Source organism: Candidatus Eremiobacteraceae bacterium (assembly GCA_035710745.1).
Classification (GTDB): domain Bacteria; phylum Vulcanimicrobiota; class Vulcanimicrobiia; order Eremiobacterales; family Eremiobacteraceae; genus JANWLL01.
Genome location: DASTCX010000035.1, coordinates 65528 through 90407, shown reverse-complemented (window position 1 = coordinate 90407; position 24880 = coordinate 65528). Strand labels below are relative to the sequence as shown.

Here is a 24880-nt window from a genome sequence, read left to right as displayed (position 1 = left end):
GTCAGGCCCAACGTCAGCCTCTCGCGGGAATCGCACGTACGTTCGATGAACGCATGACCCAACGATATGCTCTGGCCGATCACCCAGGGTGACGCGCTCCTTACGCGTCACCCATACGTACCAGTCGTCGCCGATCCGCTTTGCCCGAAAGTGCCCGAGCTCGGCGACGCGCTCGAACGCCAGCGGCGATTAGCGGCCACGGATCTTTGGTCGTGCACGTTCGCCGTCGTCGACATCGAGACGACCGGAAGCATTCCCGGTCACGACGGCATCACCGAGATCGCCATCGTCGGCGTCGAGGAAGGGCGGATCGTGCGCGCATGGCGCTCGTTCGTCAACCCTTGCGCCCCGATCCCGGCGTTCATCACGCAGCTGACCGGGATCTCCGACGAGATGGTCGCCGATGCGCCGCCCATCCGCGAGCTGTTGCCCAAGATCGTCGAATCGATCGGCGACGGGGTGCTCGTCGGCCACAACGTCCGATTCGACGCGGGTTTCATCGACTTCGAACTACGGCGCCATGGCCGCGCGCCTCTGCCGAACCCGAAAGTGGACACGCTCGCGCTCGCGCGCCGGACGATCGTCGAAGTCGCGAACTACAAGCTCGGTACGCTGACGCGCGAGCTCGGCTTCGACGTCGAACGCCACCATCGCGCGCTCGCCGACGCGCGCGCGACCGCGGAACTGCTCGTCCATTGCATCAAAAAGCTCGAAGACAACGGCGTGTTCACGTATGGGGCGCTGCTTGAATTCCTGCGCCATCGCGCGGCGCGCAAACGCCCAGCGCCAAAGCGCTTGGCTTCGATCACGCAGCTGCCCGTGTGGACGTCGATCCTGCGCCAGGAGCTCGAAGAAGTCCCGACGAGGCCTGGCGTCTACCTGCTCAAGGATGCCGGCGGCACGGTCGTATACGTCGGCAAATCTCGGAGCCTGCGCCAGCGCCTCCGGACGTACGCGAGCGGAGCAAAGCCAGCGACCGCCAAGGTGCGTGCCCTGCGCGGCGTCGTCGCGTCTTTCGACTACCTCGTCACCGGATCGGAGCTCGAGGCGCTCCTGCTCGAAGCCGAACTCGTGCGCGCGCACGATCCGCCGTTCAACGATAGATTGCGCGACTTCCGCGACTTCGCGTTCGTCAAAGTGGAGGCCGGAACGTACGGGCGTCTCCTGACGACGACGCGCCTCATCGCTGACGGAGCGCGTTATTACGGGCCGTTCCGCAACGCACCATCCGCGCGAGCCGCAGTCGAGGCGCTGCAGGATGCACTAGGATTGCGCTCGACCGACGCTCCGGACGGATGCGAAGCGCCGCTGCCGGCCGCGCAACATGCGGCGCTCGTCGATGATGCCATCGCTTTCATCGAGGGCGAGGCGGACGACGTGATGTTGGCGGTCGCGCGAAGGCGCGACGAAGCCGCCGCGCGGAACCGGCCGGACGTGTCGGAGCGAGAGGACCGGCGGCTCGACCGGCTCAGGAGGCTGCGGGGCCTTCACGGCGACCTCGAGGCGGCGATCGCGCTCAACGTGCTCGTGATGGCGCCTTCGACCGATGCGGCGAGCGAGGCGTGCTTTTTGTTCTGCGGCGGCCGGCTCGCGGCGCGTACCTCATTGCCTCGCAGGTTGACGCAGCGCGAGCGAGCGCACGCCGAACTCGCGGCGCTCCTCGAGGCGAATCATCGCCCGAAGGACGTCTCGCGCTCCTTCGTACGTCAAGACGAAATAGACCAGCTGTTCATACTGGCGGCGTGGAATCGCGATCGTCGTGAGGGGTTGAGCTACGTGCCGTTGCCGGATCGGGCGCCGGAGCCCGGCGAGTCAGTGAAGTGGGCGGCGGCGGTCCTCGACGGCGAGATGGCGCCTGCTTGAACGCGGTTCACAGGTGTCGCGGACAATACCAGATGGCAAACGCGAAGAGGGCGAAGAAGAGCCCGCTCATCGCATAGAATAAGGCTGCTCCGCCCTGATCGTCGATGCGGCTTGACGAGGTGCGAAGGGTCTCGAACGTCGCTCTGGCGTGGCGCATAGCCGGCACCCCGGTCGCGTATGACATTGAGAAGAAGGTGGGGGCCGAGACCCATCATCGGCCCTCCCGGCTCCATTAAAGCCTTTCCGGGCAGCCGCGCACAATGACCGCCCTCACGTGTCGCCCGCTTCCGATGGCTCGACCCGGCCGCAACGCGGAGGCTGCGGCGCCCGTTACGTTGTAGAATCACCACGACAGGGCGTAGTTCCGAGGCCACGACTATGCGACCAGCCCATTTAGGCGCAGCCCTCGCAGGGGTAGCGATCCTGCTCGTCACGAGCGTGCCCCGTGTCGCGCTCGCCATCCCGCACGCGAACGCCCCAGAGACCGATCAGACGCGCGACACGTTGTTGTCGACCGGCACGCTGTTGCGCATCGCGATGAACCAGACGGTTTCGTCGGCGCACAACCACGCGGGCGACACGTTCGCGTACACGATCGTCGATGACGTCATGGTCGGCACGCGCGTAGCGATCCCGAAGGGGACCGTCGGCACGGGCAAGATCGTGCGCGTGGCGCCGGCACACGGCGGCCGCGTCGACGGCATCTTGAAGCTGCAATTCGATCCGATCGCGGTGCCGAACGGTCCGGATGTCGCCGTCGACATCACGCAAGCGAGCCTCGTCGCCGACCAGAACTCCAACAACGGCATGGGCGGAAGTGTCGCTGAAGTGGCCGACATGACCGTGCCCGGGTTCTTCCTCATCGATTTCCTGCGCAAAGGCAACGACGTGACGCTCACGCGCGGTGCGCCGTTCCACGTCGCAGTCACCGAAGACGCGTTCTTCGCGCCGCCGAACTCCTGACAGGTACCGAGTCTAAGGGCTGACGACTCGGTTCGTCAGCGTTCCGATACCATCGATCTCGACGCTGACGACGTCGCCGGGCTGCATCGGCCCGACGCCGCTCGGCGTGCCCGTCGCGAGGACGTCCCCCGGTTCGAGCGTGAACGCCGCGCTCGCGTATGCGATAAGCGTCCAGACGTCGACGAGCATGAGCGACGTCGGCGCTTCCTGCATCACCTCGCCGTTGAGCGTCGTCCGGATGCGGAGCTTTGACGGATCGACGCCGTCGACGATGCACGGCCCGATCGACGCGAACGTATCGAAGCCCTTCGCGCGAGCCCATTGATCGTCCGTGCGTTGGAGATCGCGCGCCGTGACGTCGTTGAACACGGTGAACCCGCGGACGAAATCGCGCGCTCGTTCCGGCGAAACGTCGCGGCAGCGCCGGCCGATGACGGCGGCCAGCTCTCCTTCGTAGTCGACGCGCCGGCTCTGCCGTGGGTAGACGATGTCGTCGCCGGGTCCGATGACCGCCGAGGGCGGCTTGAAGAACAGGAGCGGTTCGACGGGCGGCGTCGATCCGAGCTCCTTTGCGTGATCGGCATAGTTGCGCCCGACGCAGACGATCTTCGTCGGTGTACATGGCGCGAGAAGCCTGACCGATCCGAGCGCGGTGCGCGACCCTCCGGAGACGACGTCCGTGCCTTCGAGCATCCCGTCGCGGGGTGCGCCGTCGGGGCCGGTGTATCGGACGTAGGCTGTCACGATGCCTTCCGCTGGCTCATCGCTTTCCGCGGGCTCATCGATCGCGCGGCTGCGTACCAGAAGAGCAATGCGATGCCGATATCGCGGACGAGTTCGACGAGCCACGCCGACCACGGCTGACCGAGCAAGGGCTGACGCGCGAAATCGAGCACGCCGATGACCGCGATGATGCCGCCTGCGTAGAGGCTGGCCATCGGTATCGGGCGGGTCGGCGGTTTCATTGGATGCGGGGTCAGCCGCACGACGGCGCTTTGAAGTCTGCGCGCGGCGAAAAAGCCGATGACGAGCGCCGTGAAGAGCTCGAGGACGAGGACGATGAGCGCCGCGATCCCGTCGGCCCCTGCAGGTAGACTCCCTTGCGATGCGCTCGCGATCGTGTCGAGCGCGAATCGCGCACCGAAGCGATAGATCGCCGCCAGCGCGATGAACAGCGCGGCTTGGATGATGACAGATAGCGCGAACATGCCGAAAAGCTTTCGGACGACGCGCTCTCTCGCGCTCGAATCCGTGAAAGGTTGCGACTTCGACATCCACGGCCCATTCGCGCGCGCAGAGCCACCGCCTTTAGAGGGCGGCGGCTCCGGTCGGTCCGAACAAGCGGCCAATGAGCGAGGCGATCGAGACCAAATACGATCTCTGCGTCATCGGCGGAGGAAGCGCGGGCTACGCGGGAGCCGTCACGGCTGCCGACCTCGGAAAATCGGTCGTCATCGTCGACGGCCCCGGCCCGCTCGCCGGCTTGTGCATATTGCGCGGCTGCATGCCGTCGAAAACGCTCCTGCGTTCGGCCGAAGTCGCACAGCTCGTCCGCCGGGCAAGCGAGTACGGCATCATCGTGCAGCCGCCACGCATCGATGTCGACGCAGTCGTCCGGCGCAAACGACGCATCATCAAAGAGTTCGCCGACTATCGGATCGAGGGGATCGAATCTTTTCCGGTGATCCGCGAAGCCGCCCGCTTCAGCGGTCCCGACACGATCGAGGTCGGAGCCGCGACGATTGCTGCCGAAAGGTTTCTCATCGCGACGGGGTCGAGGATCGCCGTGCCGGCGATCCCCGGTCTCACCGAAACCGGTTTTATCACGAGCGACGACGTGCTGGAACTCGAATCGTTGCCGGAAAGCGTCGTCGTGCTCGGCGGCGGCCCGACGGCATGCGAACTCGCTCAATACCTTAGCAGGCTCGGCGTCGCGACGACCTTGGTGCAGCGAAGCCCGACGCTGCTCTCGGATGAAGATGAGGACGTCGGGTTGTCGCTGCGCGGCGCGCTCGAGCGTGACGGGATCACCGTGATCGCCGGTACGAACCTCATCGGTGTCGAGCGCTCGGGAGCTTCGAAGAGCGTACGATACGTGCGCGACGCTCGCGAGGAGTCCGTCAGCGCGCAAGAGGTGTTCGTCGCGCTCGGCCGCGACCCGAACATCGACGGACTCGGGCTCGACGCCGCGGGTATCGATCACGGCGACGGCATCACGGTCGACGAGTTCTTGCGGACGACGAACCCGAGAGTCTATGCGGCAGGCGACGTGCTTCACCAAAGCTGGCAGCTCGTCCACGTCGCGGTGCACGAGGGTATGCTGGCGGTCCGCAACGCGTTTTCGTCGCGTCCGTCGAAGGTCGACTACAGCCTGCAATCCGCGCGCGCCGTCTTCACCGAACCGCAGGTCGCCGTCGCCGGCCTCACCGAGCGTGAGTGCGCGAGACGCGGCATCGTCTACGCGATCGCGTCGTACCCCTTCGACGACCTTGGCAAAGGCATCGCGACCGGGCGCACGGAGGGGTTCGTCAAGATGCTCGCCTCGCGCGACGGCAAGATCATCGGCGTCGCGATCGTGGGCGCTGAAGCGGCGGATCTGATCCACGAGGCGATCGCGCTGCTCTACTTCGGCGCGAACGTCCGCGACGTGTTGGAGATGCCGCACTTGCATCCGACGCTTGCCGAGATCATGACGTATCCGGCGGAGTCGCTCATGGAGCGGCTCGATCACGAAAAGCGGCAGCTTGTCACGCCCTGAGAAGCGCGGTCTGATCTACGAAGAGCCGCGCCTTTACGATCTCGCGTTTTCGTTCCGCGACATCCCCGAGGAGTGCGACGGGCTGCTCGCGCTCGCACGTGCGCACGGCGTCGAGAGGCCGAAGCGCGTTCTCGAGATCGCATGCGGTCCGGGGCATCACCTGCGCGAGTTCGCCAAACGCGGCATCGGCGCCGTCGGCGTCGACCTCAACGCGTCGATGCTGGGGTACGCGAAGCGTTTGATGCTGGTCGACGGTGTGTCCGTCGATCTCCGCCGAGCTGACATGCGATCGTTCCGGCTCGCTAAACGCGTCGACATCGCGATGTGCCTCTTCGACTCGTTCGCGCACTGTACGTCGGATGAGGATGGCATCGCCGCCCTGCGCGCGACGGGCGCAGCCGTCCGCCGCGGCGGATTGTTCGTCCTCGAGCTGACCCATCCGGCCGACTATTTCGATCCGAGCCACGGGCGAACGCTCGGCCGATGGACCCAACGTCACCCCGGTGTCGTCGTCGATGCGCGCTACGACACGAGCGCGCGCGACGCGGTCGCCGAGACGTACCGCGCGACGCTGACGATCGACGCGAAGTACGCGGATGGGCGACGTCCGCGCAAGATCGTGGGCAAGCAGCTCCACCGCATGTGGCTGCGCGGGTCGGTCTCGAACATCGCGGCGCGCAGCGGCGCCTTCGACGTCGTCGGCTGGTATGGCGATCTCGATGTGGGCGTGCCCTTCACGATGAAGATGGACTCGTGGCGTATGGTCGTCGTCATGCGCCGGCGATGAGCTCGATGAAAGTCGTGTCGTTGTCGCCGTCGTGGCTCGAGGATCTGAACGGCAGGCTCGACGAGGGCATCGCGCTCGTCGCCGCCGATCCGAGAGATGCGGCCGGCGTAGGCGCCGCGATCGCCGACGCGCAGGTGATCCTGGCGACGCGCTTCGACGCCGAGATGGCGCGCAACGCTCGTGCGCTCGAGCTGTTGATATGTCCGGCAGCGGGCACCGAGATGATCGATCGCTCGGCGCTGCCCATCGGGGTCGAATTCGTCGCCGGTATCGGCCACGAGATACCGATGGCGGAGTACGTCCTCGGCGCGCTCGTCGCGCTCCGGCAGCGCTTCTTCGCAGCCGATGCGGCGCTTCGGCGCGGCGAGTGGCGCTTCGGATACTTCGGCTCGCGCGAGCTCGTCGACGAGCTGTGGGGCTCGTCGCTCGGGCTCGTCGGTTTCGGACGCATCGGCGAGCAGGTCGCGCTCCGCGCCGTCGCATTCGGCATGCAGTGCCGGGCCGTCACGCTCCATCCGGACAAAGCGGTGAAGCCAGGGTTGCTAGCCGAGCGCCCCGCACCGCTCGATTCGAAGGCGGGCGTCGACGCGCTGATCGGGCAGAGCGATGCGCTCGTCGTCGCGTGCGCGCTTTCGCCGCTGACCCAAGGTCTCATCGACGCCCGCCGCTTCGAGCTCATGCGGCCGCACGCGGTCCTCGTCAACGTCGCGCGCGGCCCGGTCGTCGACGAACGCGCGCTGTTCGATGCGTTGTCCACTCGGCGCATCGCGGGCGCGGCGATCGACGTGTGGTATCGCTATCCGCACAAGTCGACGGACATCGTCAAGCCGAGCGATATGGCGTTCGACGCGCTCGACAACGTCATCATGACGCCTCACTCGAGCGCTTGGACGCCGGCTGCGCGCGAACGCCGGATCGCCTACTTAGCTTCGACGATCAACGACCACGCTGCGAATCGTTCTCGTCGTTAGCGCCGGGCGGGGCCGAGAGCGACGCGGGCCTCGCGGAATATGGCGTCGAGCATCGGCTCGGTCAGCACGCCGGTATTCGTGTTCTGCCGGCTCGGGTGATACGACGCGATGAGCGTCACCGCTCGGCCGTCCGATGCGCTCATGGTCGACGTCGCGCCGTGCGCGAATACGGGTCGAGCATCCGCATGCACGTAGCCGCACGATTCGAGTGCGCGGACGACGTTGTCGAAACCGATCTTGCCGAGCCCGACGACGACCCGAAGTCGGTGCAGTAGCTCGATCTCGGAGCGCAGATAAGGCGCGCAGCGCCCGAGCTGGATCGCGGTGGGCTTGTTGCCCGGCGGCGCGCAGCGCAAAGCGGCGGTGATGTAGGCGTCGATCGGCGCGAAGCCGTCGCCGCGGCGGATCGAGTGCGGAACGGTAGCGAAGCCGGACCGATGAAGCGCGCGCGAAAGCCACGCGCCGGACGAGTCCCCGGTGAACATGCGGCCGGTCCTATTCGCGCCGTGCGCGGCAGGCGCGAGGCCGACGATGAGAAGGCGCGCTGAGGCGGGTCCGATCCCCGGCACGGGTTTCGACCAATACGTATCGCCGGCGAACTCGCGCTTGCCCGCGCGACCGATCTCGCGGCAGTACGCGCGCAGCTCGGGGCAGCGCCGACATGCGACGACGCGCTCGCGAAGCGCGTCGAGTGCCTGGCGTTCGAGGGCCATTCGGGCGGGTTCTTCGGCCGGACGAACCTTTACTCGTCGTCGGGCGCGATGTCGCTCAATATGGACGTGCCGTTGTACAGCGGGGGCGCTCCGATGCCGGTGATCGGCTTGAACGGCTGCGGCGGCTGCGTGAAGTCGAAGCAGTCGAGCAGGTCGTCGGCGCGCGCATCCGCGGCCGCGAGCGTCGGAAGGTCGAACGTCTCCTCGGTGAAGCGCATGATGCTGCCGAACTCATGGTCGACGTGAGAGATGTAGCCTTGTCGCACGTATGGTGATATGACGATGACCGGCACGCGTAACCCGAGACCATACACGTCGAGCTGTTTCGGCGGTGCGTGATCGTACCAGCCGCCCCAATCATCCCAGACGACGAAGATAGCGGTCGTATTCCAATCTGGCCCTTCGCCGATCGCGTTGACGAGGCTCGACACCCACTGTGGCCCATAGTCGCCGACCCGATTCGGATGATCGGAGTCGAAGCCGTGCGGCACGACCCAGGTCACCGACGCCATATCGCCGGTCGCGAAGTCCTGCGCCGGGGTATATTTGCCGAAGGACGCGATGTCGGTATTCCAGTCGGCGCCGTAGCGGATGTGCTTGATCGCATCGTAGATGGACCATGGAGCGGCGGCGGTCGGCGCGTAGTAGCGCCAGCTGACGCCTTGGGCGTCGAGCTCGTCGCCGATCGTCTGGAAGTCGAAGCACGGGAAGCCGTAGACGTATTCCTGACCCGAAGAGTTGAGCGCGTCGACCGTCGTTCCCGGCGGCGCGTCGCAGCCCCACGTGTTCGCGGTCGGGTTTTCGTCGGCGAACGGCGATTGGCTCGCGATGAGGTAGAGGTGCGCGGGGAACGACGGACCGGAATTCGACTGGAACATGCGATCGCCGATCACGTATTTCTGCGCCATCTGCCAATACGCAGCGACGTCGGCCGGGTCGGTATACGAGTACGAAAAGTCCTGGATGTGCCGGCTGTTCGGCACCAGGTCGAAACCGTCCATCTTGCCGTGATCGTACGCGGTCTCGAACGCCGTGTGGTTGTGATCGGCTCCGTTGCGCTGGAACAGCGGACGTTTGACGAGCTGGATCGTGTTGCCGTGCGAGTCGAGCCCGCTCTGCGCGGTGTCGATGCCTGGGAAGCCGTTGAACAGGTTGTCGACGGTGCGGTTCTCTTGGATGATGATGACGACGTGCTTGATGATGCCGTGCTGGGGTCCGTTCAACGGGCCGCGGCCTTGTTGCGTCGACACGCCGGGCACGGCGCTCGAAGAGCAGCCGGCGATGACGACGGCCGCAGCTACCGCGAGAAAACGCCAAAAGGTCATTCGCAACCTCTCGCAGCGAGATCGGGTCATGCAGGTTTCCTACCCTGCCCCGCTGCCTGCTAACCAACGGAACGACAGTTCGCCGCTTGACGTCGCCGGTGACAAGCAGGTAAGCGCGTCGCGGCATTGTATTGTCACGCGCAAGCGGCCTCGTCGTTCAGGAGGGCGTCATGAAACTTGCCGGAGCGAGCGCGCTCGTCACAGGTGGTGCGTCCGGACTCGGTGCCGCGACGGTCGAGGCGTTGTGCGACGCAGGCGCGACGGTGGTCGTCGCGGACGTCAACGACGCGGTCGGCCAGCAGCTCGTGGGACGGCTTGGCGCCAAGGCGTCGTTCGTCCACGCCGACGTGACGAGCGAGGCCGATGTGCGAGCGGCGGTGAGCGCGGCGGCGGCCAAGACCGGCGGGCTGCGCGTGCTCATCAACTGCGCGGGCATCGCGATCGCGGAGAAGACGCTCGGCAAGGAAGGCGCGCATCCGCTCGACCGCTTCGAACGGGTCATCCGCGTCAATCTCGTCGGCACGTTCAATGCGCTGCGGCTCGCCGCGGAAGCGATGTCGAAGAACGATCCCGACGAAGGCGGCGAGCGCGGAGTCATCGTGTGCACGGCCTCCGTCGCCGCGTACGACGGTCAGATGGGCCAGATCGCCTACGCATCGTCGAAGGGCGGCATCGCTGCGATGACGCTGCCCGCCGCGCGCGACCTGAGCCGCAACGGCATACGCGTGATGAGCATCGCGCCCGGGGTCTTCGACACGCCCCTGCTTGCCGGTCTGCCCGAGCCTGCCCGTCAGTCGCTCGCGCAGCAGATCCCGTTCCCGTCGAGATTGGGCAAGCCGGCGGAGTACGCCGCGCTTGTGAGACACATCGCAGAGAACGCGATGCTCAACGGCGAGGTCATCCGCATCGATGGTGCGATGCGGATGGCGCCTCGTTGACGCGGCGTCGCAGACGGAGCGCACATAAGAGAAGCAAGAAGCTGACTCGGCCGGACGATCGCTCCGGTCGGTTTCTTGCTTAGTGGCGGCAAGGCAAGCGGGCGCATGACGAGTCAGAGCGGCAGCGCTTCCTGACCTTAGTGCGCGAGACTAAAGTCGTATGACGCGGCGCATTCCTTTTGACGCGCCGCATGAGGTGTGTCGCGCGCCAATGTCCGCGAGCGGCGGCGGCGCCGATGGAAGGTTGATGGCGATACGGTGGGGGACGGTACGCATCGCGGCGTCGGCATTATTGTCGGCGCTCGCGCTCGTTGTCGCTGCTTGCGGCGGCGGCGGCAAGGGCGCGGGTTCCGTCGTGCTCATCCCGCTCAACGGCGGGTCGCCGACGCCGACCGCTTCGCCATCTCCGACTCCGACAACGACGCCCCAACCTTCGCCGTCGCCGACCACGACCGCGACGCCGCGTCCTACGCCGACACCGCGTCCGACTCCGACGCCACGGCCGACGCCGACACCGACTCCCAGCCCAACGGCGACGCCTCACCCTACGCCGACCCCGCGGCCGACTCCGACGCCAACGCCGCACCCGACTCCGACTCCCACGCCGACGCCGACCGCGACGCCGACAGCCACACCGAGTCCGTCGCCATCACCGACCGGCGTGCCCAGCGCATCACCGCTGCCGGGACCGATCATCGCCGATACGTGGTCGAGGATCGGCGCTTTCCAGCCGTTCGATGGCGGCATTTCGAGGCAGCAGGCGACCGCGCACGCGCCGCGCTACGTGCTGACCTGGGGAACGGACAAGCCGGCGAACTGGATCGACGGCAACTCGGCCATCAACGCCACGTATTACATCGCGTTCGACACTGACGCCGATGTGGGCGCGTTCGGCAACCTCGGGCACGATCTGGAGTGGTGGCAGCAAAGCCCGCACGCGGACTGGGTGCTCTACAAGTGCGACCGCAAGACGCCGGCGTATGTCGGCGGATTGCCGTCGAACGTGCCGCTCGACATATCGAACCCGGCAGTCGTCGCGTATCAGATGTCGATCATCGGTCCGTATATGGCGGCGAGCGGCTATTCGAGTCTGGCGGTCGACGTGCTCAGCATCAACAACGGTCAGGGCGGGTGCGGCGTATGGACGCACCATCATAGCGTTTGGAAGCAGCGCTTCACCGGCCAGAAGGAAGACCCCAATTGGGCGGCAGGCGCGCAATATTGGGCGGCGTACGCGCAGTGGTACATGCATGGCATGCCCGTGCCGATGCCGTTCGTCGCGAACGCGGGTCTCGGCGGCGTGGCGCAGGGCGATCACGCGTACGAACAGCTCATCTCGCATCTTGACGGCTTCCAAGACGAGGCGGGTTTCACGAGCTTCGGCAACCACATGATCGGCGACGCCGACTTCAGGACGAAGATCTGGTGGGCGCAATACGTGCAGGCGCAGGGCAAGGCGTTCATGGTGACCGACCTGTGGCAGCATCAAGAGCCGTCGCCGACGCAGCGCGACTTCGCAATCTCGACGTACCTCATGGGGCGCTACCATCAAGACGCGATGATGACCGCGCAGTATGGATCGTACGGCGTCGAACACTATTGGCCCGAGTACGATTCAGCGGTCGGCTCGCCGTGCGCCGACATGTACGCCGACCAAGGCGTCTATCTGCGCAAGAATACCGGGTCGCTCGTCATCGTCAACGTAGGGAAGTCGGACGAATGGGTGACGCTGCCGCACGCAGCGTCGTCGTACACAGACATCGAGGGCCGGCGCGTGACGGATCCGCTCCATGTCGGTCAAGATGACGGCTGGGTGCTGCTCACGAACAACGGCTGCTCGTAAGCGGCCGAAGGGTCCGTGGGGTCCGTGGTGTGGCATTGAAAGGCGAACGCCCGCGCCGTAAATCGGGCGGCCCTCGGTCGTGCTTTAAGCAGAACGGCGCGCCGAAGTCGTCGTTCAGGTCGCGGCGCGATGCGGAGAAGGCGATCCCGAACACGAGCGTCCGGCTACGGCCCTATTCTTGCGATAGGCACGGCTGGCATCTCGGCCATTGAAGACGGGAGCCTTAGGGTCGTCGCTTTCGCGTCGCGAGCTGTAGGCAGACCTTCTCGATCCGGCTCTTGCGTTTATCCGGTTGCTTGCCGGCCTCGATCGAACGAAGAAGGTCTCTGCGCGCGGTCGACGTGAGGCCGCCCCACGCGGCCTTCGCCGTGGGTGCAGCGGCGAGAGCGTTGTGGAAATCCAACGGCACGATCGAATAACAGCAGGGACGCCGCTTGCCCTTTTCGAGCATGTCGCAAGCCCGCTCGATCCGGCGTCTCCGCGTCTCAGGTTGTTTGGCGGCCTCGATCCAACTGACGAAGTCCATACGCGCGATGGGCGTCAGATCGCCCCATAGCGCCTTGGATGCCGGCGCGGCTGCGAGGGCTTTGCGAAGATCCGCGGGCACTTTTATCATGTGAGTGGTCGTGTTCTCTGGCGGCCTCGAAATTATCTTCGATATCAAGAATGAAGACGGCGCGTTTGTACGCCGTCTTCGGCATGCTTCTGGTACGGTTGGAGAGTGCTCTTACGAGCAGCCCATGCTTCGACCGCACGAATCGCAGACGTAGCACGCGCCGTTGCGCCTCGTGAGCGAGCCGCACGTGTCGCAGAGCGGTGCGTCACCCATCATCGACGCGAGCTGCGCCTGCTGCGAACGCAACGCGTTCAGCTGCTGTGCGAGCCCGGGATCGATGTTCTTCGCGGCCGCGATCTGCGAGCGTGACGCTTCCGCGTCGGCGGGCAGCGCGCGCTTCATCGGAGCCGGTTTCGGCTCGTCGGCGGCCTGCTGGGCCGAGACGAGCGCGTCGAATTCCGCGATCGCGTGGTCGTCGTGGTGCGGGTCGTCTACGTCGCGGTCTTCCGGTTTGACCTGGACGAAATCGGTGCGACCGAGATACTCCATGCCGAGGACGCGGAAGATGTAGTCGATGACGCTCGTGCAGTACTTGACGTTGGGGTGGTCGACGAAGCCGTTCGGCTCGAAGCGTGTGAAGGTGAACTTCTCGACGAACTCCTCGAGCGGCACGCCGTACTGGAGACCGATCGATACGGCTATCGCAAAGCAGTTCATAAGACTGCGGAACGACGCCCCTTCTTTGTGGAGATCGACGAAGATCTCGCCGAGCGTACCATCCGCATATTCGCCGGTGCGCAAGAAGACCGTGTGGCCCGCGATCTTCGCTTTTTGCGTCCAGCCGCGACGTTTGGCCGGCAGCCGGTTGCGCTCGAGCGCTTGAGCGACTTTGCGCTTGAAGTCCGTGTTCGTCGCGTTCGCGAGGATGCGCTTGGCGGCGGCGAGGATCTCGTCGGGACCGAGCTCTTCGGCGCGCGCTTTGCGAGCGGCCGCGAGCTGCTCCTCGAGCTCCGGGCTTAGCGCGAGCTGGCGATCGTCGGCCGCCTTGTCGCTCGTCTTGTCGGTGCCTTTGTTCGAGAGCGGCTGCGAGAGTTTCGAGCCGTCGCGATACAACGCGATCGCTTTGACGCCGAGCTCCCAGGAGCGCATGTAGGCCTCTTCGATATCGCCGACAGTCGCTTCGTTGGGAACGTTGACCGTCTTGGAGATCGCCCCGCTTATGAACGGCTGCGCGGCCGCCATCATGCGCACGTGGCCCATGTGGTGGATGAAGCGCTTGCCCTTCTTGCCGCACTTGTTCGCGCAGTCGAAGGCTGGGTAGTGCTCTTCCTTGAGATGCGGCGCACCCTCGATCGTCATCGTGCCGCAGATGTAGTCGTTCGCGGCGTCGATCTCGTCGCGCGAGAAACCGAGCTCGCGGACGAGGTCGAAGCCGGAAGCCGTGTATTGCTCGGGAGTTAACCCGAGCCGCGCGAGCGTCGCTTCGCCGAGCGTCCATTGGTTGAACGCGAAGCCAAGCTCGAAGACGGTCGGCAAGGCCTTCTCGAGCTTCGCGAGATCTTCGTCGTTGAGTCCGCGTGCGCGCAAGGTCTCATGGTTGATGTACGGCGCGCCGTAGAGCGATCCGCTGCCCTTCGCGTAGCGGACGATATCGTCGATCTGAGCCTGCGCGTAGCCGAAGTTGCGCAGCGCCGCCGGAATCGACTGGTTGATGATCTTGAAGTATCCGCCGCCCGAAAGCTTCTTGAACTTGACGAGCGCGAAGTCGGGTTCGATGCCGGTCGTGTCGCAGTCCATCTGGAGGCCGATCGTGCCGGTGGGTGCGATGCATGTCGCCTGTGCGTTGCGATAGCCGTGTTTCTCACCGAGTTCGACAGCGCGGTCCCATGCGTCATGCGCCGCGGCGAGTAGATACGGCGGGCATAGCGATGGGTCGATGCCCATCGGGATGACGGACATCTCTTCATACTCGGCCGCGGGCGCGTTGTATGCGGCGCGCCGGTGGTTGCGCATGACGCGCAACATGTTCTCGGCGTTCTCTTCGTACTTCGGGAACGATCCCACTTGCGATGCCATCTCTGCCGACGTCGCGTATGATTCGCCTGTGAGAATCGCACTCAAAGCACCCGTGATGGCGAGTGCTCGCGGTGAATCGTACGGGATGCCCCATACCATGAGCAGCGTGCCGAGGTTCGCGTAGCCTAAGCCGAGCGTGCGATATTGATACGACTTGCGGGCGATCTCCGGGCTCGGGAACTGCGCCATGAGCACGGATATCTCGAGCACGATCGTCCAGAGTCTGATCGCGTGGCGATAGCCGTCGATGTCGAACTGATTCTTCGTCGCATCGTAGAATCGCATGAGGTTGATGCTGGCTAAGTTACAGGCAGTGTCATCTAGGAACATGTATTCTGAGCAGTTGTGCGCGTAGAAGCCGTTGGCGTCAAACGCGTGCGGACCCGGAATCGTGCAATCGTAGACCGGCGCCTCGCCAACTGACTCAATGGAAACGATCCGTCCGCTCCGCTTGTCGGAACCGTTCCCTCGTAGCTGCCTTGTTGATCCTGCCAACACTTCAGCGTGTGTGTGTAGACGAACCATCATGCCTACGCGGAGGTTTGCAACCTGCGTCCAGCCATTGCGATCGTCGTCTAGGGCGAAGAACTCATGATTCCCCGTCGCCTTCACGGTATGTCCGGTGTCGAGCACGACTTCGAATACGGGTTTGATCCCAGTGAAGAAGAAGCCGGCATTTGTTGATGGATAAACGACGCCGTCCACAAGCGCATGGAAACGAGTTCCAACAAGCGAGCTGACGCTTCGAGGACCCGCATCGGTGGCAACGAGTGTGTCGCCCGTTACGCACGGATTACTTGCGCGGATACGCCCGCCAGCCGGACACGTATGCCACGAATTGATTACGTCGTCGTATTGAACGCCTGGATCAGCGCATGCCCAGGCCGCACGCCCGATTTGATCCCATAGATCACGAGCGCGCAACGTCTTGGCGACACCCGGGGTCTTGCGCCAGAGCAAATTCCACGGACCGTCTTTGCGGACGGCATCGATGAAGGCATCGCTGACACGAACGGAATTATTTGAGTTCTGGCCCGAAACCGTCTGGTAGGCTTCGCCTTCGTACGAGCCGTCATAACCGGCCGCCATCAGTGCGGCGACCTTTTTCTCTTCTTGAACCTTCCAGTTGATGAACTTCTCGATATCCGGATGGTCCATGTCGAGAATAACCATTTTTGCGGCACGTCTGGTCGTGCCGCCGCTCTTGATCGCGCCTGCGGCTCGGTCGCCAACGCGGAGGAACGACATCAGTCCGCTCGACGTGCCGCCGCCGGAGAGCTTCTCGCCTTCCCCACGGAGATTGGAGAAGTTGGTACCGGTATTGTGGATCATGACGAGCCCGTTTTCGCCCGCCAGGTACGTGTTGGTTTGGCGCGTCGTCAGGTCGTTAAAGGGGACATCTTCGGTGCACGGCGTCACGTCCGTCACGAACGCGATGCCGTCCGCTATTCTGTCGAGTCGCGCGAGGCCGGTTTCATCGGCGGCGATAGTTCGCTCCCCTAGCGCTACCTGGAGTTTCGCCGGGTTCACGACGCCCTCGTACGTCAGGCGACCGATGTGAAAGCTGTGATCTCCGACGAGACCATGCAGCCCATAGCGATCTCGACGGGCAAAGACTTGTCGTCCGAGTTCGTCGTTTAGCGGCAGGCAGTGGCTGCGCCGCCGAGGCTTGTCGGTCTCGCTCAGCGCGATTGCATGCTTCGGCGTGGCTAAATGCTGCGCTATCAATGCGGCTCGGGCACGGGGGGCAGAGCGTCGGACAATCGTCGTCGTCCAAACCGTTCGGTTGGCAACAACCCCGCCGCCCATAGCCAGCAGCGAAGCCATCGCCGCCACCTCTTCGACGAACGCCTTCGTCTCGGACGTAAAGGTCGCGCGCGAGTTTGCAGCTGTTCCGTCCGAGTCGATCAAGCCAGCCAAGAAGGCATATTGGATCGCGGTGGTGCCTTGACGGACGAAATCGGGAATCCGCAACGAAGCGCCCTTCGAACCTGGCGCGTGCACGAACTCCTTGAAGAAAGCGCAGACAGCCGCCTTCGTGCACGTAAGTGCTAAGCACTTACTCTCGGAATCGCGGGCGATGGACGAGGCGGCACCAAACCGCTTGCGAAGGATGTTAGCGACCTTTTCGAGCGGCTCACGGTCCTCGTCGAAGAACCGAACGCGCAACGAGCGGTATTCGTAATGTCGTACTCCGCGCTCGATCGTTTGCTTGCGATACCCGAGGTTGCCGTCGCCAAGGAAGTACCCGACCAGCCAAGCGATATCGGCATCAGCCGTTACTGCATGAAGCTTCGAACGGCGGAACCACGGTGCCGTGAACGTCAAGACGCGCGTCGCGGTCGCATCATCCATCGCGTCTTTTGCAGTCGAGTTCGGGCCGATTACCGCATCGCCACTCGTCAACTGGTCCGCTCTGCGCTCGACGATATCCGATCCATTCCAAACCATGAACGGATGCCACGCAGATACGGTCGCGTTGGCGCCCGTATCGAAGCGAACCGTGACTTTGTCGTCTTTTGCAACATCGTACGACCAGACGAAGTCGATTGGATCTTCTACGATCTTCCCGGTTTCGCGGTCGAGCGACAGGGTCTTCAAATGAAGATCACCGACTGCGACATACTTGCCCTTGCCGTCGAAATTGACGACAGGACGTTGCTTCGATACTTCCTTAAAAAGGTCGCCGATGCGCACAAGTCCGCGTCCGACGATGGGAACGAACGCTCGTTCCGAAATGCATCCACTTCCGTATTTAAACAGCCGCGCTTCGCGAACCCATAGGTCCATGATCCCGTTGCCGTTGACGAGATCGTCGTCGACGGACTGGATAAAGCACGCATGCGGTTGCGGATGCGTGTACGCATCCTTCGACTGCACGAGCTCGTGCGAATCCGGATCGACGTAGTAGTGACCTTGCGCAGGACCGTTGATCCCGTACGCATACGCAAGACCGGTGTTGAACCATTGCGGCGAGTTCGGAGCCGCCATCTGGTTCGCGAGCATGTACGACATCTCGGCGTCGAACGCGGCCGCGTCGTCAGCCGTGTCGAAATAGTTGTAGCGCCGGCCCCAATCGGTCCAGCATCCGGCAAGACGGCGAACGACTTGGCGCAACGAGGTCTCGCGTCCGAGCGATCCGTCCGGCTGCGGCACGCCGGCCTTGCGGAAATACTTCTGGGCGAGAATATCGGTCGCGACTTGCGACCAGCTCGCGGGCACCTCGATGTCGCGCATCTCGAAGACGACCTTGCCGTCCGGCTCGCGAATGACCGACTCGCGTTTCTCCCATTCCATACCGTCGAGCGGGTCGAGGCCGGTTTGGGTGAAGCGGCGCTGGATCTTCATCGAATCGTGCGTACCTTTCTTGAGGGCGACGTAAGACCCGAGGCCCTAAGAGGCTCGGGTGGCCGAACGGAATCACACGCGTGTTCTACGAACGGCGGTTCGCCCCCATCCGTAGTGGTGGCGGACCTTGTAGACCACATTATATAGCGGTTATGTTGCCGCCGCAAGAGTTTTTTCGAACACCCGTTTGTTCAACGGGAATGCCTTATATGACGGGCATTTGCGCGAATTCCCGCAGGTTCTATCCCCCGCTTATCCACGTTGTGGATAGCTCTTAATCTGCGGGCGCGAGGTCCCAGAGAAGCAGGTCACCCGTGCCGCTGACATCGAGCCGATCGACGCCCGAAAAACGGACGGCATCGCCTCCAGAAAGCGAAACGCCGTTCGCTTTCACGTCGCCATCCGCGACGAACAAGAACCCGAGCCGGCCGGAGGCAAAAGAGTGCGCGGTAGAATTGCCTTCGAGGCGGAGCACGAAGAAAGCGGCCGATTGGCCGATCGAAATCGGGGCATACAGACCATGCACGCCCGAAGCGACCGGCAACCAACTGCCCAACCGCTCTTCGAGCGAAAACGCCTTTTGACCGTATTGCGGCGTCGCGCCGCGATGCGCCGGCAACACCCACATCTGCACGAAATGCAGCGGTTCCGTATCGGAGTCGTTCGCCTCCGAATGCCGCACACCGGTGCCTGCGCTCATGTACTGAACGCCGCCCGGCCCTACGACGCCGCGATTGCCCATGCTATCCTCGTGCACGAGCCTGCCCGACAAGACGTACGTCACGATCTCCATGTCGCGATGCGGGTGCAAACCGAAGGCGCCGCCCGGCGCCACTCGATCGTCGTTGAACACGCGCAACACGCCCCAATGGACGTTCTGCGAGTCATGATAATCAGCGAAGCTGAACGAATGATACGTGTCGAGCCAGCCATGGTCGAAGTGTGCGCGCTGCGCCGACCGCTGTACCTCGAACACCGCGTCCGCTATATCCATGGGGGCAGTCTGCCACGTTCGTCGCACCGGTGTCAATCGGAACGCCAGTACGCGGGCACCGGAGATACCATCGCCGTCGAAGAACGACCAAGCGATGAAACGGCGCGCGCAGCGGGAGATCAAACCGCTCGGAATCGTGCCCCGACCGAAGCCGAACGGCGCTCGCTCGCCCAAGGGCGGCAGGCCGATCGGCCTCGCACTTGTCCAATTCGCTCCGGTGAAGGGCGACGTCGACGCGAATCTTGCAGCGATCGGCGATGCGCTTGCCGCGTTGAAGCGCGACCGGGCGCCGTTCCCCGATGTCATCGTCTTCCCCGAAGCGTGTCTGTCCGGTTACTTCGTCGAGGGCGCGGTCCGCGAAGTCGCGCTGACGTCCGACGACCTTTTCAAACGTCTCCGTGCGACCGCTGCCAAAGCGCTCGGCGCTTCGCATCCGTCGTTCGACATCGTAGCCGGATTCTACGAAGCCGACGGCGGCAAACTCTACAATAGCGCTCTTTACGCGACGCTCGGGCGCAACGGTGCGATCCGTCACGTCCACCGAAAACTTTTCCTCGCGACGTACGGCGTCTTCGATGAAGAGCGCTTCGTGTCGCGCGGACGCACGATCGAAGCGTTTGACACGCCGCACGGGCGCGCCGCCATCCTCATCTGCGAAGACGCGTGCCACTCGCTGTCGACGACCATCGCCGCTTTGCGCGGCGCGCAGATCCTCTATATCCCGAGCGCGTCGCCCGGCCGAGGCCTCGAAGATGCCGAGCCCGCCAATGTCCGCCTCTGGCGCGACATCACGCGGGTCGCAGCCGCCGAGCACGGCATATTCATCGCGTATTCCGGCCTGCTCGGTTTCGAAGGCGGCAAAGGCTTCACCGGATCGTCGCGCCTCATCGGACCGTTCGGCGATCTGCGAGCTGAAGCGCCCTTCGACTCACCGGCGATCCTCCGGGTCGACGTCGATCCGGTCGACCTCACCGCGGCTCGTGCCGCGCTTCCCATGCTCGGCGACCTCGAAGCGAATCTTGCGGAGCTCACTGCGATGCTCGATGACGAGGCCGCGCTTCGGCCGCGGCCGCGTCAACGCTCCAAGCCCTCCCGTCGCACATGAAGACCGCCTTCCGCATCGTCCGTCCGACCCAAACCGCTGACGACGAACTGCGCATCGATCCGGCGCTCGTCGAACGCTGGCTCGTCCGCTTTCTCCGCGACGAACTCGTCGTCGCGCGCGATATCAGGAAAGCGGTCGTCGGCATCTCCGGTGGCGTCGACTCCGCCGTCGTCGCATTTCTATGCGCCCGCGCCCTCGGGCCCGAGAACGTGCTCGGTGTCCGCATGCCGTACGCGACATCGAGCCCGACGAGCGCGAAGCACGGCCGGCTCGTCATCGAAAAGACGGGCATCCGCGACCGCGTCGTCGACATCACGGCCGCCGTCGACGGTTACCTGGCGCAAGAACCGGACGCCGGCGCGCAGCGCCGCGGCAACGTCATGGCGCGCGTCCGGATGATCGCCCTCTTCGACCAATCGGCGAAGATCGGCGGCCTCCCTATCGGGACCGGCAACAAATCGGAGCGGATGTTCGGCTACTTCACCTGGCACGGCGACGATTCGCCGCCGATCAATCCGATCGGCGACCTCTTCAAGACGCAAGTGTGGGCGCTCGCGCGACATCTCGGTGTGCCGCGCGCGATCATCGAGAAGCCCGCGACCGCGGACCTCATCCGCGGTCAAACCGACGAAGACGACCTCGGCATCACGTACGCGCAGGCCGACCGTATCCTGAGCCGCCTGCTCTCCGGGCACGACGTCGACGACATCATCGCGAGCGGCTTCGCCAAGAAGGATGTGCTCCTCGTGAAACGGCGCGTCGACGCGACGCACTGGAAGCGTCATCTCGCGACGACGGCGATGATCTCGAACACCGCGATCAACGAGTTCTACCTGCGTCCCGTCGACTACTGACCCGCGGCCCGCTTCACGCCAAGGCGAAATCGCGCGCGAAGTCCAATCGTCCCCTCCCGAAAGGAGCGACTCAATGCCCATACGCCTTGGCACGATCGGCCACTTCTGCATCGCGGTCCGCGACCCAAAACGCGCCGCCGCATGGTGGATGAAGAACCTCAATGTCAAGAAAGAATTCGAGTTCCCGAACGGTGCGGTCGTCGGCACCAATGACATCGGCATCGTCCTCATCAAGGGCACGCCGCGGCCCGAGGCGATCGACCACATCTCGTTCCACCTCTCCAGCATGGCTGCGTTGCGCGCAGCGCTCAAGCAGCTGAAGCGGAACAAAGTGGTCATCGAGGATCCCGGCGACGAGATCGGTCCGGAGGCACCTGGCTCGAAGAACATGGGCCTGTGGTTCCACGACCCCGACGGTTACCGCTGGGAACTCTCCGTCCTCGCCAAGCCGAGAAAAACCGCCAAGAAGAAGAAGAAGTAGGAGGCTCGTCGTGCCCCGTTACCTGCACACCTCGATCTTCGTCAACGACATGGACGAGTCGATCGACTTCTACACGAACAAGCTCGGTCTGAAATTGCTCGACAAGCAGCACTACGAAGGCAATGCCGACATGGCGTTCGTCGGCCGCGATTGGAACGCGTACATCGAACTCGTCTTCGACCTCGAAGACCACGCACCGTACGACATCGGTAACCGCTACGAGCACCTCGCGCTCGAGATCGACGGCGACCTGCCGGCGCTGTGCGAAAAGCTCAAGTCCCAAGGCGTCAAAGTCGTCAAAGGTCCGAAGAAATCGCCGGGCGGCACGCGCTGGATTGCCTTCGTCGAAGATCCCAACGGCATCCCTGTCGAATTGCTCGAGCCTAAGTAGCGATGCCCTCAGCCGAGATCATCACCATCGGCACGGAGCTGCTGCTCGGCCAGCTCGTCGACACGAATACGTCCACCATAGCTCGGGCCCTCGCAGCATCCGGCGTCGACGTCCATCGCGAGACGTCGGTCGGCGACAACGAGCAGCGCATCGCCGCAGCGGTCCGCGACGCGCTCGGCCGCTCAGACATCGCCATCTGCGCGGGCGGTCTCGGACCGACGGTTGACGACCTCACGCGCGAAGCCATCGCGGCAGCGTTCGGACGCCGGCTCGTGCTCCACGAACCGAGCCTCGCCTACATCGAGCAGCGCTTCGCTCAAGCCGGCTGGACGATGGCGCCGAACAACCGGCGGCAGGCGATGGTCCCCGAGGGAGCGATCGTGCTCGGCAATCCGCACGGCAGCGCGCCGGGCTTCGTCGTCGACGACGGCCGGCGCGTCGCGATCGCGCTGCCGGGGCCGCCCGCCGAACTCGATCCGATGCTCCACGAGCTCGCGATACCGTGGATCGTCAAGCGCTTCGAGATCAAAGCGGTCATCGTGACTCGCGTCCTCCACACGCTCGGCATCGGCGAGTCCGATCTCGACGAGCGTATCGCCGACCTCTTCCGCGAAAGCCGCAACCCGAGCATCGCGGTGCTGGCGCGCCCCGGCTTCGTCGATGTCAAGATCACCGCGAAAGCGCAAGACGCGCAAGCGGCGTCGTCGCTGATAGCATCGCTCGAGGCCAAGCTGCGCGAGCGGCTCGGCGACTCGATATACGCCACCGACGGCGGTTCGTTCGAACACAGCCTTGGCGAAGCGCTCCGCGCGCGCGGCTGGTCGATCGCCGTCGCCGAGTCGTGCACGGCCGGTCTCGTCGCGGCGGCGATCGCCTCGATCCCTGGTGCTTCCGACTATTTCAAAGGCGGCGTCATCGCGTATGCTGACGACGCGAAGTCGGGGCTCCTCGGTGTCGATCGCGCGCTTATCGCCAAGCACGGTGCGGTGAGCGAGGAAGTCGCAAAAGCGATGGCGGTCGGCGCCCGCGAACATCTGCACTCGACGATCGCGGTCTCGACGACAGGCATAGCTGGCCCGGGCGGCGGCACCCCAGACAAGCCGGTCGGCCTCGTCTTCGTCGCGCTTGCCAGACCCGGCGACAAGACGACGGTAAGACGCTTGACCCTGCCGGGTACGCGTGGTGTCATCCAGCGTCGCGCGACGGTCGCCGCACTCTCCATGGCTTGGAAAGCCGCTCGCTGACCCGCGTTTCGCGGGCGGCCAACCGAGCGTTTTCGGGAGCACCTGCGCTTGCACGTGCCGAATAGTTTCGGGCGATGTCGCTCGCCAATCTCGCGCTAGCACGTCAGCCGGCCGCCGCCATCTCGGCGTGCGCCGCCGCGCTCGCGCTCGCAGCATGCGGGGGCGGCGGATCCTCAACGCTCGAGCCCGCGATTCCACCCGTGCATGCGACACGCTGCGTGCAGAGCGCGCTCGTGCCGGGATCTCCGAACTCGGCGATGCTCGCCGGCGCGCGCATCCGGACGCCGGCGATCGAACCGTCAACGGACATCGTCATCGGCGAAGTGGGCGTGCGTTTCGCATCGGCCGATCCACAGTTGCTCCAGCGCGCGGCCTCGTCGATCGGCGGAAGCGCCCTGCAACCGATCGATCGACACGATGCCGCGACGATCGCGATCTCTCCGTCGCTCGATCCCCGAACCGCAGCGCAGACGTTGCGCTCGCTGCCGGGCGTCATCAACGCTGCTCCGATCGCGCTGCGCTATCCGCTCGACGTGATCCCCAACGACCCGGACTTCGGTGTACTGCCGTACGACGTCAAAGATCCGGCGATCTCGAATCCGCCGATCCAGTGGGATATGTACGTGATGTCGCTGCCGAGCGCGTGGGCACGCGCGACGGCGTTCGGGTCGAACGCGGTTCGCGTCGCGATCATCGACACCGGCTACGACGCGAACAATCGCGATCTGCAAGGCGGCCGCGTCATCGCATCGGTCGTCTACGATCGCGGTGACGGTTCGGTCGACACGGGCGCGAGCATCCAAGATGGCAACGGTCACGGCACGGACACGACCGGCATCGCCGCCGCGGACACGAACGACGGGCTCGCGACCGCAGGCGTCGCCGGCGGGATCAGCCTCATGGAAGCGCGCGTCTTCCCTACGCCCTCGCCGCAGCACCCGAATCCGCCGGCGTCGACGCGCGATGTCGCCGCTGCCATCGATTGGGCGGTGAGCAACGGCGCAAAGGTGATCAACCTCAGCCTCGGCTCCGCCAGCGCGGACCCGACGTATGAGGAACCCGCCGTTGCGCGGGCGATCGCCGCCGGCGTGACCGTCGTCGCAGCAGCGGGCAACGGCAACGCGCGCGGTGTCGGGCAGCCGGCGCTCGACTTCCCGGCCGCCGACACCGGCGTCATCGCCGTCGGAGCGTCGGCGCTGTGCGACGGCTCCTCGGCGCGCGACTTCGCCACCGCATATGAATATGTCGCCAGCTATTCCAACTATACCACCGACAGATCGAGGCACTTCGTCGTCGCACCCGGAGGCGATCCGAGCACGCAGCAAGTCCAATGCCCGGTGTCGAGCTGCATCGACTACCTCCAGTGGATACTCAACTTGTACTCGACGACGGCGTTCGGGGGAGGCGGTCAGACGGTGCTCATCGCGGGCACCTCGATGGCATCGCCGCATGTCGCCGGAGTCGCAGCGCTAATGCTATCGGCGGATCCGAACCTGACGCCGTCGCAAATCGCGACGATGATCACATCGACTGCGACGAACGTAAACGATCCGCGCCAAGGGTACGGTCGCGTCGATGCCGACGCAGCTTTAGCCGCAGTTCGATGACGGCGCGCTCTTAAGGTTCCGCACTCGCAACAGCGCAAATGTCGCACCCGGCGCCCGAGCAGG

At 64.7% G+C, this 24880-nt stretch carries 20 protein-coding genes; 13 read left to right on the top strand and 7 right to left on the bottom strand.

Annotated features, from left to right (window positions below; genetic code table 11):
• Window positions 1-66 precede the first annotated feature (66 nt).
• Window positions 67-1863 (top strand): exonuclease domain-containing protein, encoded by a 1797-nt coding sequence (locus tag VFO25_12765; protein ID HET9343778.1) that lies wholly within the window; start codon window positions 67-69, stop codon window positions 1861-1863.
• A 378-nt stretch (window positions 1864-2241) separates the two neighbouring features.
• Window positions 2242-2826 (top strand): hypothetical protein, encoded by a 585-nt coding sequence (locus VFO25_12760; GenBank protein HET9343777.1) that lies wholly within the window; start codon window positions 2242-2244, stop codon window positions 2824-2826.
• Between the two features lie 12 nt (window positions 2827-2838).
• Here VFO25_12760 and VFO25_12755 read toward each other — a convergent pair whose 3' ends face one another.
• Window positions 2839-3570, bottom strand: a complete 732-nt coding sequence (locus VFO25_12755; GenBank protein HET9343776.1) for a fumarylacetoacetate hydrolase family protein — start codon at window positions 3568-3570, stop codon at window positions 2839-2841.
• Window positions 3567-4034 carry a hypothetical protein gene (locus tag VFO25_12750; GenBank protein ID HET9343775.1) on the bottom strand — a complete coding sequence of 156 codons (468 nt, stop codon included), beginning with the start codon at window positions 4032-4034 and terminating at the stop codon, window positions 3567-3569. Before VFO25_12750 ends, VFO25_12755 begins: the two co-directional genes overlap by 4 nt.
• Before the next feature lie 140 nt (window positions 4035-4174).
• Between VFO25_12750 and VFO25_12745 the strand changes: the two genes are divergently transcribed.
• Genes VFO25_12745 through VFO25_12735 form a run of 3 tightly spaced genes read left to right on the top strand, consistent with a single transcriptional unit; the run spans window position 4175 to window position 7342 of the window.
• The gene (locus tag VFO25_12745; protein ID HET9343774.1) at window positions 4175-5584 is read left to right on the top strand and encodes a dihydrolipoyl dehydrogenase; all 1410 of its coding nucleotides are present in this window, start codon (window positions 4175-4177) and stop codon (window positions 5582-5584) included.
• On the top strand, window positions 5571-6371 hold the full coding sequence (locus VFO25_12740) for a class I SAM-dependent methyltransferase (protein ID HET9343773.1): 801 nt from the start codon (window positions 5571-5573) through the stop codon (window positions 6369-6371). Before VFO25_12745 ends, VFO25_12740 begins: the two co-directional genes overlap by 14 nt.
• The gene (locus VFO25_12735) at window positions 6338-7342 is read left to right on the top strand and encodes an NAD(P)-dependent oxidoreductase (protein ID HET9343772.1); all 1005 of its coding nucleotides are present in this window, start codon (window positions 6338-6340) and stop codon (window positions 7340-7342) included. Before VFO25_12740 ends, VFO25_12735 begins: the two co-directional genes overlap by 34 nt.
• On the opposite strand, the gene VFO25_12730 is transcribed toward VFO25_12735, so the two are convergent.
• A complete protein-coding gene (locus VFO25_12730) occupies window positions 7339-8055 on the bottom strand; it encodes a uracil-DNA glycosylase (GenBank protein HET9343771.1) in 717 nt (238 codons plus the stop codon). The two genes, VFO25_12735 and VFO25_12730, sit on opposite strands and share 4 nt — an antisense overlap.
• Window positions 8056-8084: 29 nt before the next feature.
• Entirely contained in the window at window positions 8085-9380 is a 1296-nt protein-coding gene (locus tag VFO25_12725; protein HET9343770.1) for an alkaline phosphatase family protein, read from the bottom strand.
• Between the two features lie 170 nt (window positions 9381-9550).
• On the opposite strand from VFO25_12725, the gene VFO25_12720 reads away from it, so the two are divergent.
• Together VFO25_12720 and VFO25_12715 are read left to right on the top strand one after the other, a co-directional pair.
• Complete coding sequence (locus VFO25_12720) at window positions 9551-10318, top strand: SDR family NAD(P)-dependent oxidoreductase (protein HET9343769.1); 768 nt, start codon at window positions 9551-9553, stop codon at window positions 10316-10318.
• Between the two features lie 247 nt (window positions 10319-10565).
• Window positions 10566-12161, top strand: coding sequence for a hypothetical protein (locus tag VFO25_12715; protein HET9343768.1), 1596 nt, complete (start codon window positions 10566-10568; stop codon window positions 12159-12161).
• 223 nt (window positions 12162-12384) lie between these two features.
• Here the strand turns inward: VFO25_12715 and VFO25_12710 are convergent, their stop codons facing one another.
• The 3 genes from VFO25_12710 to VFO25_12700 form a co-directional block, all read right to left on the bottom strand.
• Window positions 12385-12777, bottom strand: coding sequence for a YdeI/OmpD-associated family protein (locus VFO25_12710; GenBank protein HET9343767.1), 393 nt, complete (start codon window positions 12775-12777; stop codon window positions 12385-12387).
• A 111-nt stretch (window positions 12778-12888) separates the two neighbouring features.
• Window positions 12889-18141 (bottom strand): LAGLIDADG family homing endonuclease, encoded by a 5253-nt coding sequence (locus VFO25_12705; protein ID HET9343766.1) that lies wholly within the window; start codon window positions 18139-18141, stop codon window positions 12889-12891.
• Between the two features lie 274 nt (window positions 18142-18415).
• A complete protein-coding gene (locus tag VFO25_12700) occupies window positions 18416-19135 on the bottom strand; it encodes a pirin family protein (protein ID HET9343765.1) in 720 nt (239 codons plus the stop codon).
• A gap of 94 nt (window positions 19136-19229) precedes the next feature.
• Here VFO25_12700 and VFO25_12695 point away from each other — a divergent pair, with 94 nt between their 5' ends.
• The 6 genes from VFO25_12695 to VFO25_12670 all read left to right on the top strand — a co-directional run bounded on the left by VFO25_12695 (window position 19230) and on the right by VFO25_12670 (window position 24817).
• Complete coding sequence (locus tag VFO25_12695) at window positions 19230-20240, top strand: nitrilase-related carbon-nitrogen hydrolase (GenBank protein HET9343764.1); 1011 nt, start codon at window positions 19230-19232, stop codon at window positions 20238-20240.
• Window positions 20237-21094, top strand: coding sequence for an NAD+ synthase (locus tag VFO25_12690; GenBank protein HET9343763.1), 858 nt, complete (start codon window positions 20237-20239; stop codon window positions 21092-21094). The genes VFO25_12695 and VFO25_12690 overlap by 4 nt, the downstream gene beginning before the upstream one ends.
• Window positions 21095-21167: 73 nt before the next feature.
• Window positions 21168-21575 (top strand): VOC family protein, encoded by a 408-nt coding sequence (locus VFO25_12685; GenBank protein HET9343762.1) that lies wholly within the window; start codon window positions 21168-21170, stop codon window positions 21573-21575.
• Window positions 21576-21585: 10 nt separating this feature from the next.
• Window positions 21586-21966 carry a VOC family protein gene (locus VFO25_12680; GenBank protein ID HET9343761.1) on the top strand — a complete coding sequence of 127 codons (381 nt, stop codon included), beginning with the start codon at window positions 21586-21588 and terminating at the stop codon, window positions 21964-21966.
• Between the two features lie 2 nt (window positions 21967-21968).
• A complete protein-coding gene (locus tag VFO25_12675; protein ID HET9343760.1) occupies window positions 21969-23210 on the top strand; it encodes a competence/damage-inducible protein A in 1242 nt (413 codons plus the stop codon).
• A 74-nt stretch (window positions 23211-23284) separates the two neighbouring features.
• Entirely contained in the window at window positions 23285-24817 is a 1533-nt protein-coding gene (locus VFO25_12670) for a S8 family serine peptidase (protein ID HET9343759.1), read from the top strand.
• Window positions 24818-24880 lie beyond the last annotated feature (63 nt).

Excerpts from the sequence above, each read along its gene's own strand:
- VFO25_12720 (HET9343769.1), top strand. The coding sequence starts at position 9,551 with ATGAAACTTGCCGGAGCGAGCGCGCTCGTCACAGGTGGTGCGTCCGGA.
- VFO25_12670 (HET9343759.1), top strand. The coding sequence starts at position 23,285 with ATGTCGCTCGCCAATCTCGCGCTAGCACGTCAGCCGGCCGCCGCCATC.
- VFO25_12725 (HET9343770.1), bottom strand. The coding sequence starts at position 9,380 with ATGACCTTTTGGCGTTTTCTCGCGGTAGCTGCGGCCGTCGTCATCGCC.
- VFO25_12760 (HET9343777.1), top strand. The coding sequence starts at position 2,242 with ATGCGACCAGCCCATTTAGGCGCAGCCCTCGCAGGGGTAGCGATCCTG.
- VFO25_12705 (HET9343766.1), bottom strand. The coding sequence starts at position 18,141 with ATGAAGATCCAGCGCCGCTTCACCCAAACCGGCCTCGACCCGCTCGAC.
- VFO25_12710 (HET9343767.1), bottom strand. The coding sequence starts at position 12,777 with ATGATAAAAGTGCCCGCGGATCTTCGCAAAGCCCTCGCAGCCGCGCCG.
- VFO25_12695 (HET9343764.1), top strand. The coding sequence starts at position 19,230 with ATGAAACGGCGCGCGCAGCGGGAGATCAAACCGCTCGGAATCGTGCCC.
- VFO25_12765 (HET9343778.1), top strand. The coding sequence starts at position 67 with ATGCTCTGGCCGATCACCCAGGGTGACGCGCTCCTTACGCGTCACCCA.
- VFO25_12675 (HET9343760.1), top strand. The coding sequence starts at position 21,969 with ATGCCCTCAGCCGAGATCATCACCATCGGCACGGAGCTGCTGCTCGGC.
- VFO25_12690 (HET9343763.1), top strand. The coding sequence starts at position 20,237 with ATGAAGACCGCCTTCCGCATCGTCCGTCCGACCCAAACCGCTGACGAC.
- VFO25_12745 (HET9343774.1), top strand. The coding sequence starts at position 4,175 with ATGAGCGAGGCGATCGAGACCAAATACGATCTCTGCGTCATCGGCGGA.
- VFO25_12685 (HET9343762.1), top strand. The coding sequence starts at position 21,168 with ATGCCCATACGCCTTGGCACGATCGGCCACTTCTGCATCGCGGTCCGC.
- VFO25_12730 (HET9343771.1), bottom strand. The coding sequence starts at position 8,055 with ATGGCCCTCGAACGCCAGGCACTCGACGCGCTTCGCGAGCGCGTCGTC.
- VFO25_12715 (HET9343768.1), top strand. The coding sequence starts at position 10,566 with ATGGCGATACGGTGGGGGACGGTACGCATCGCGGCGTCGGCATTATTG.
- VFO25_12700 (HET9343765.1), bottom strand. The coding sequence starts at position 19,135 with ATGGATATAGCGGACGCGGTGTTCGAGGTACAGCGGTCGGCGCAGCGC.
- VFO25_12750 (HET9343775.1), bottom strand. The coding sequence starts at position 4,034 with ATGTTCGCGCTATCTGTCATCATCCAAGCCGCGCTGTTCATCGCGCTG.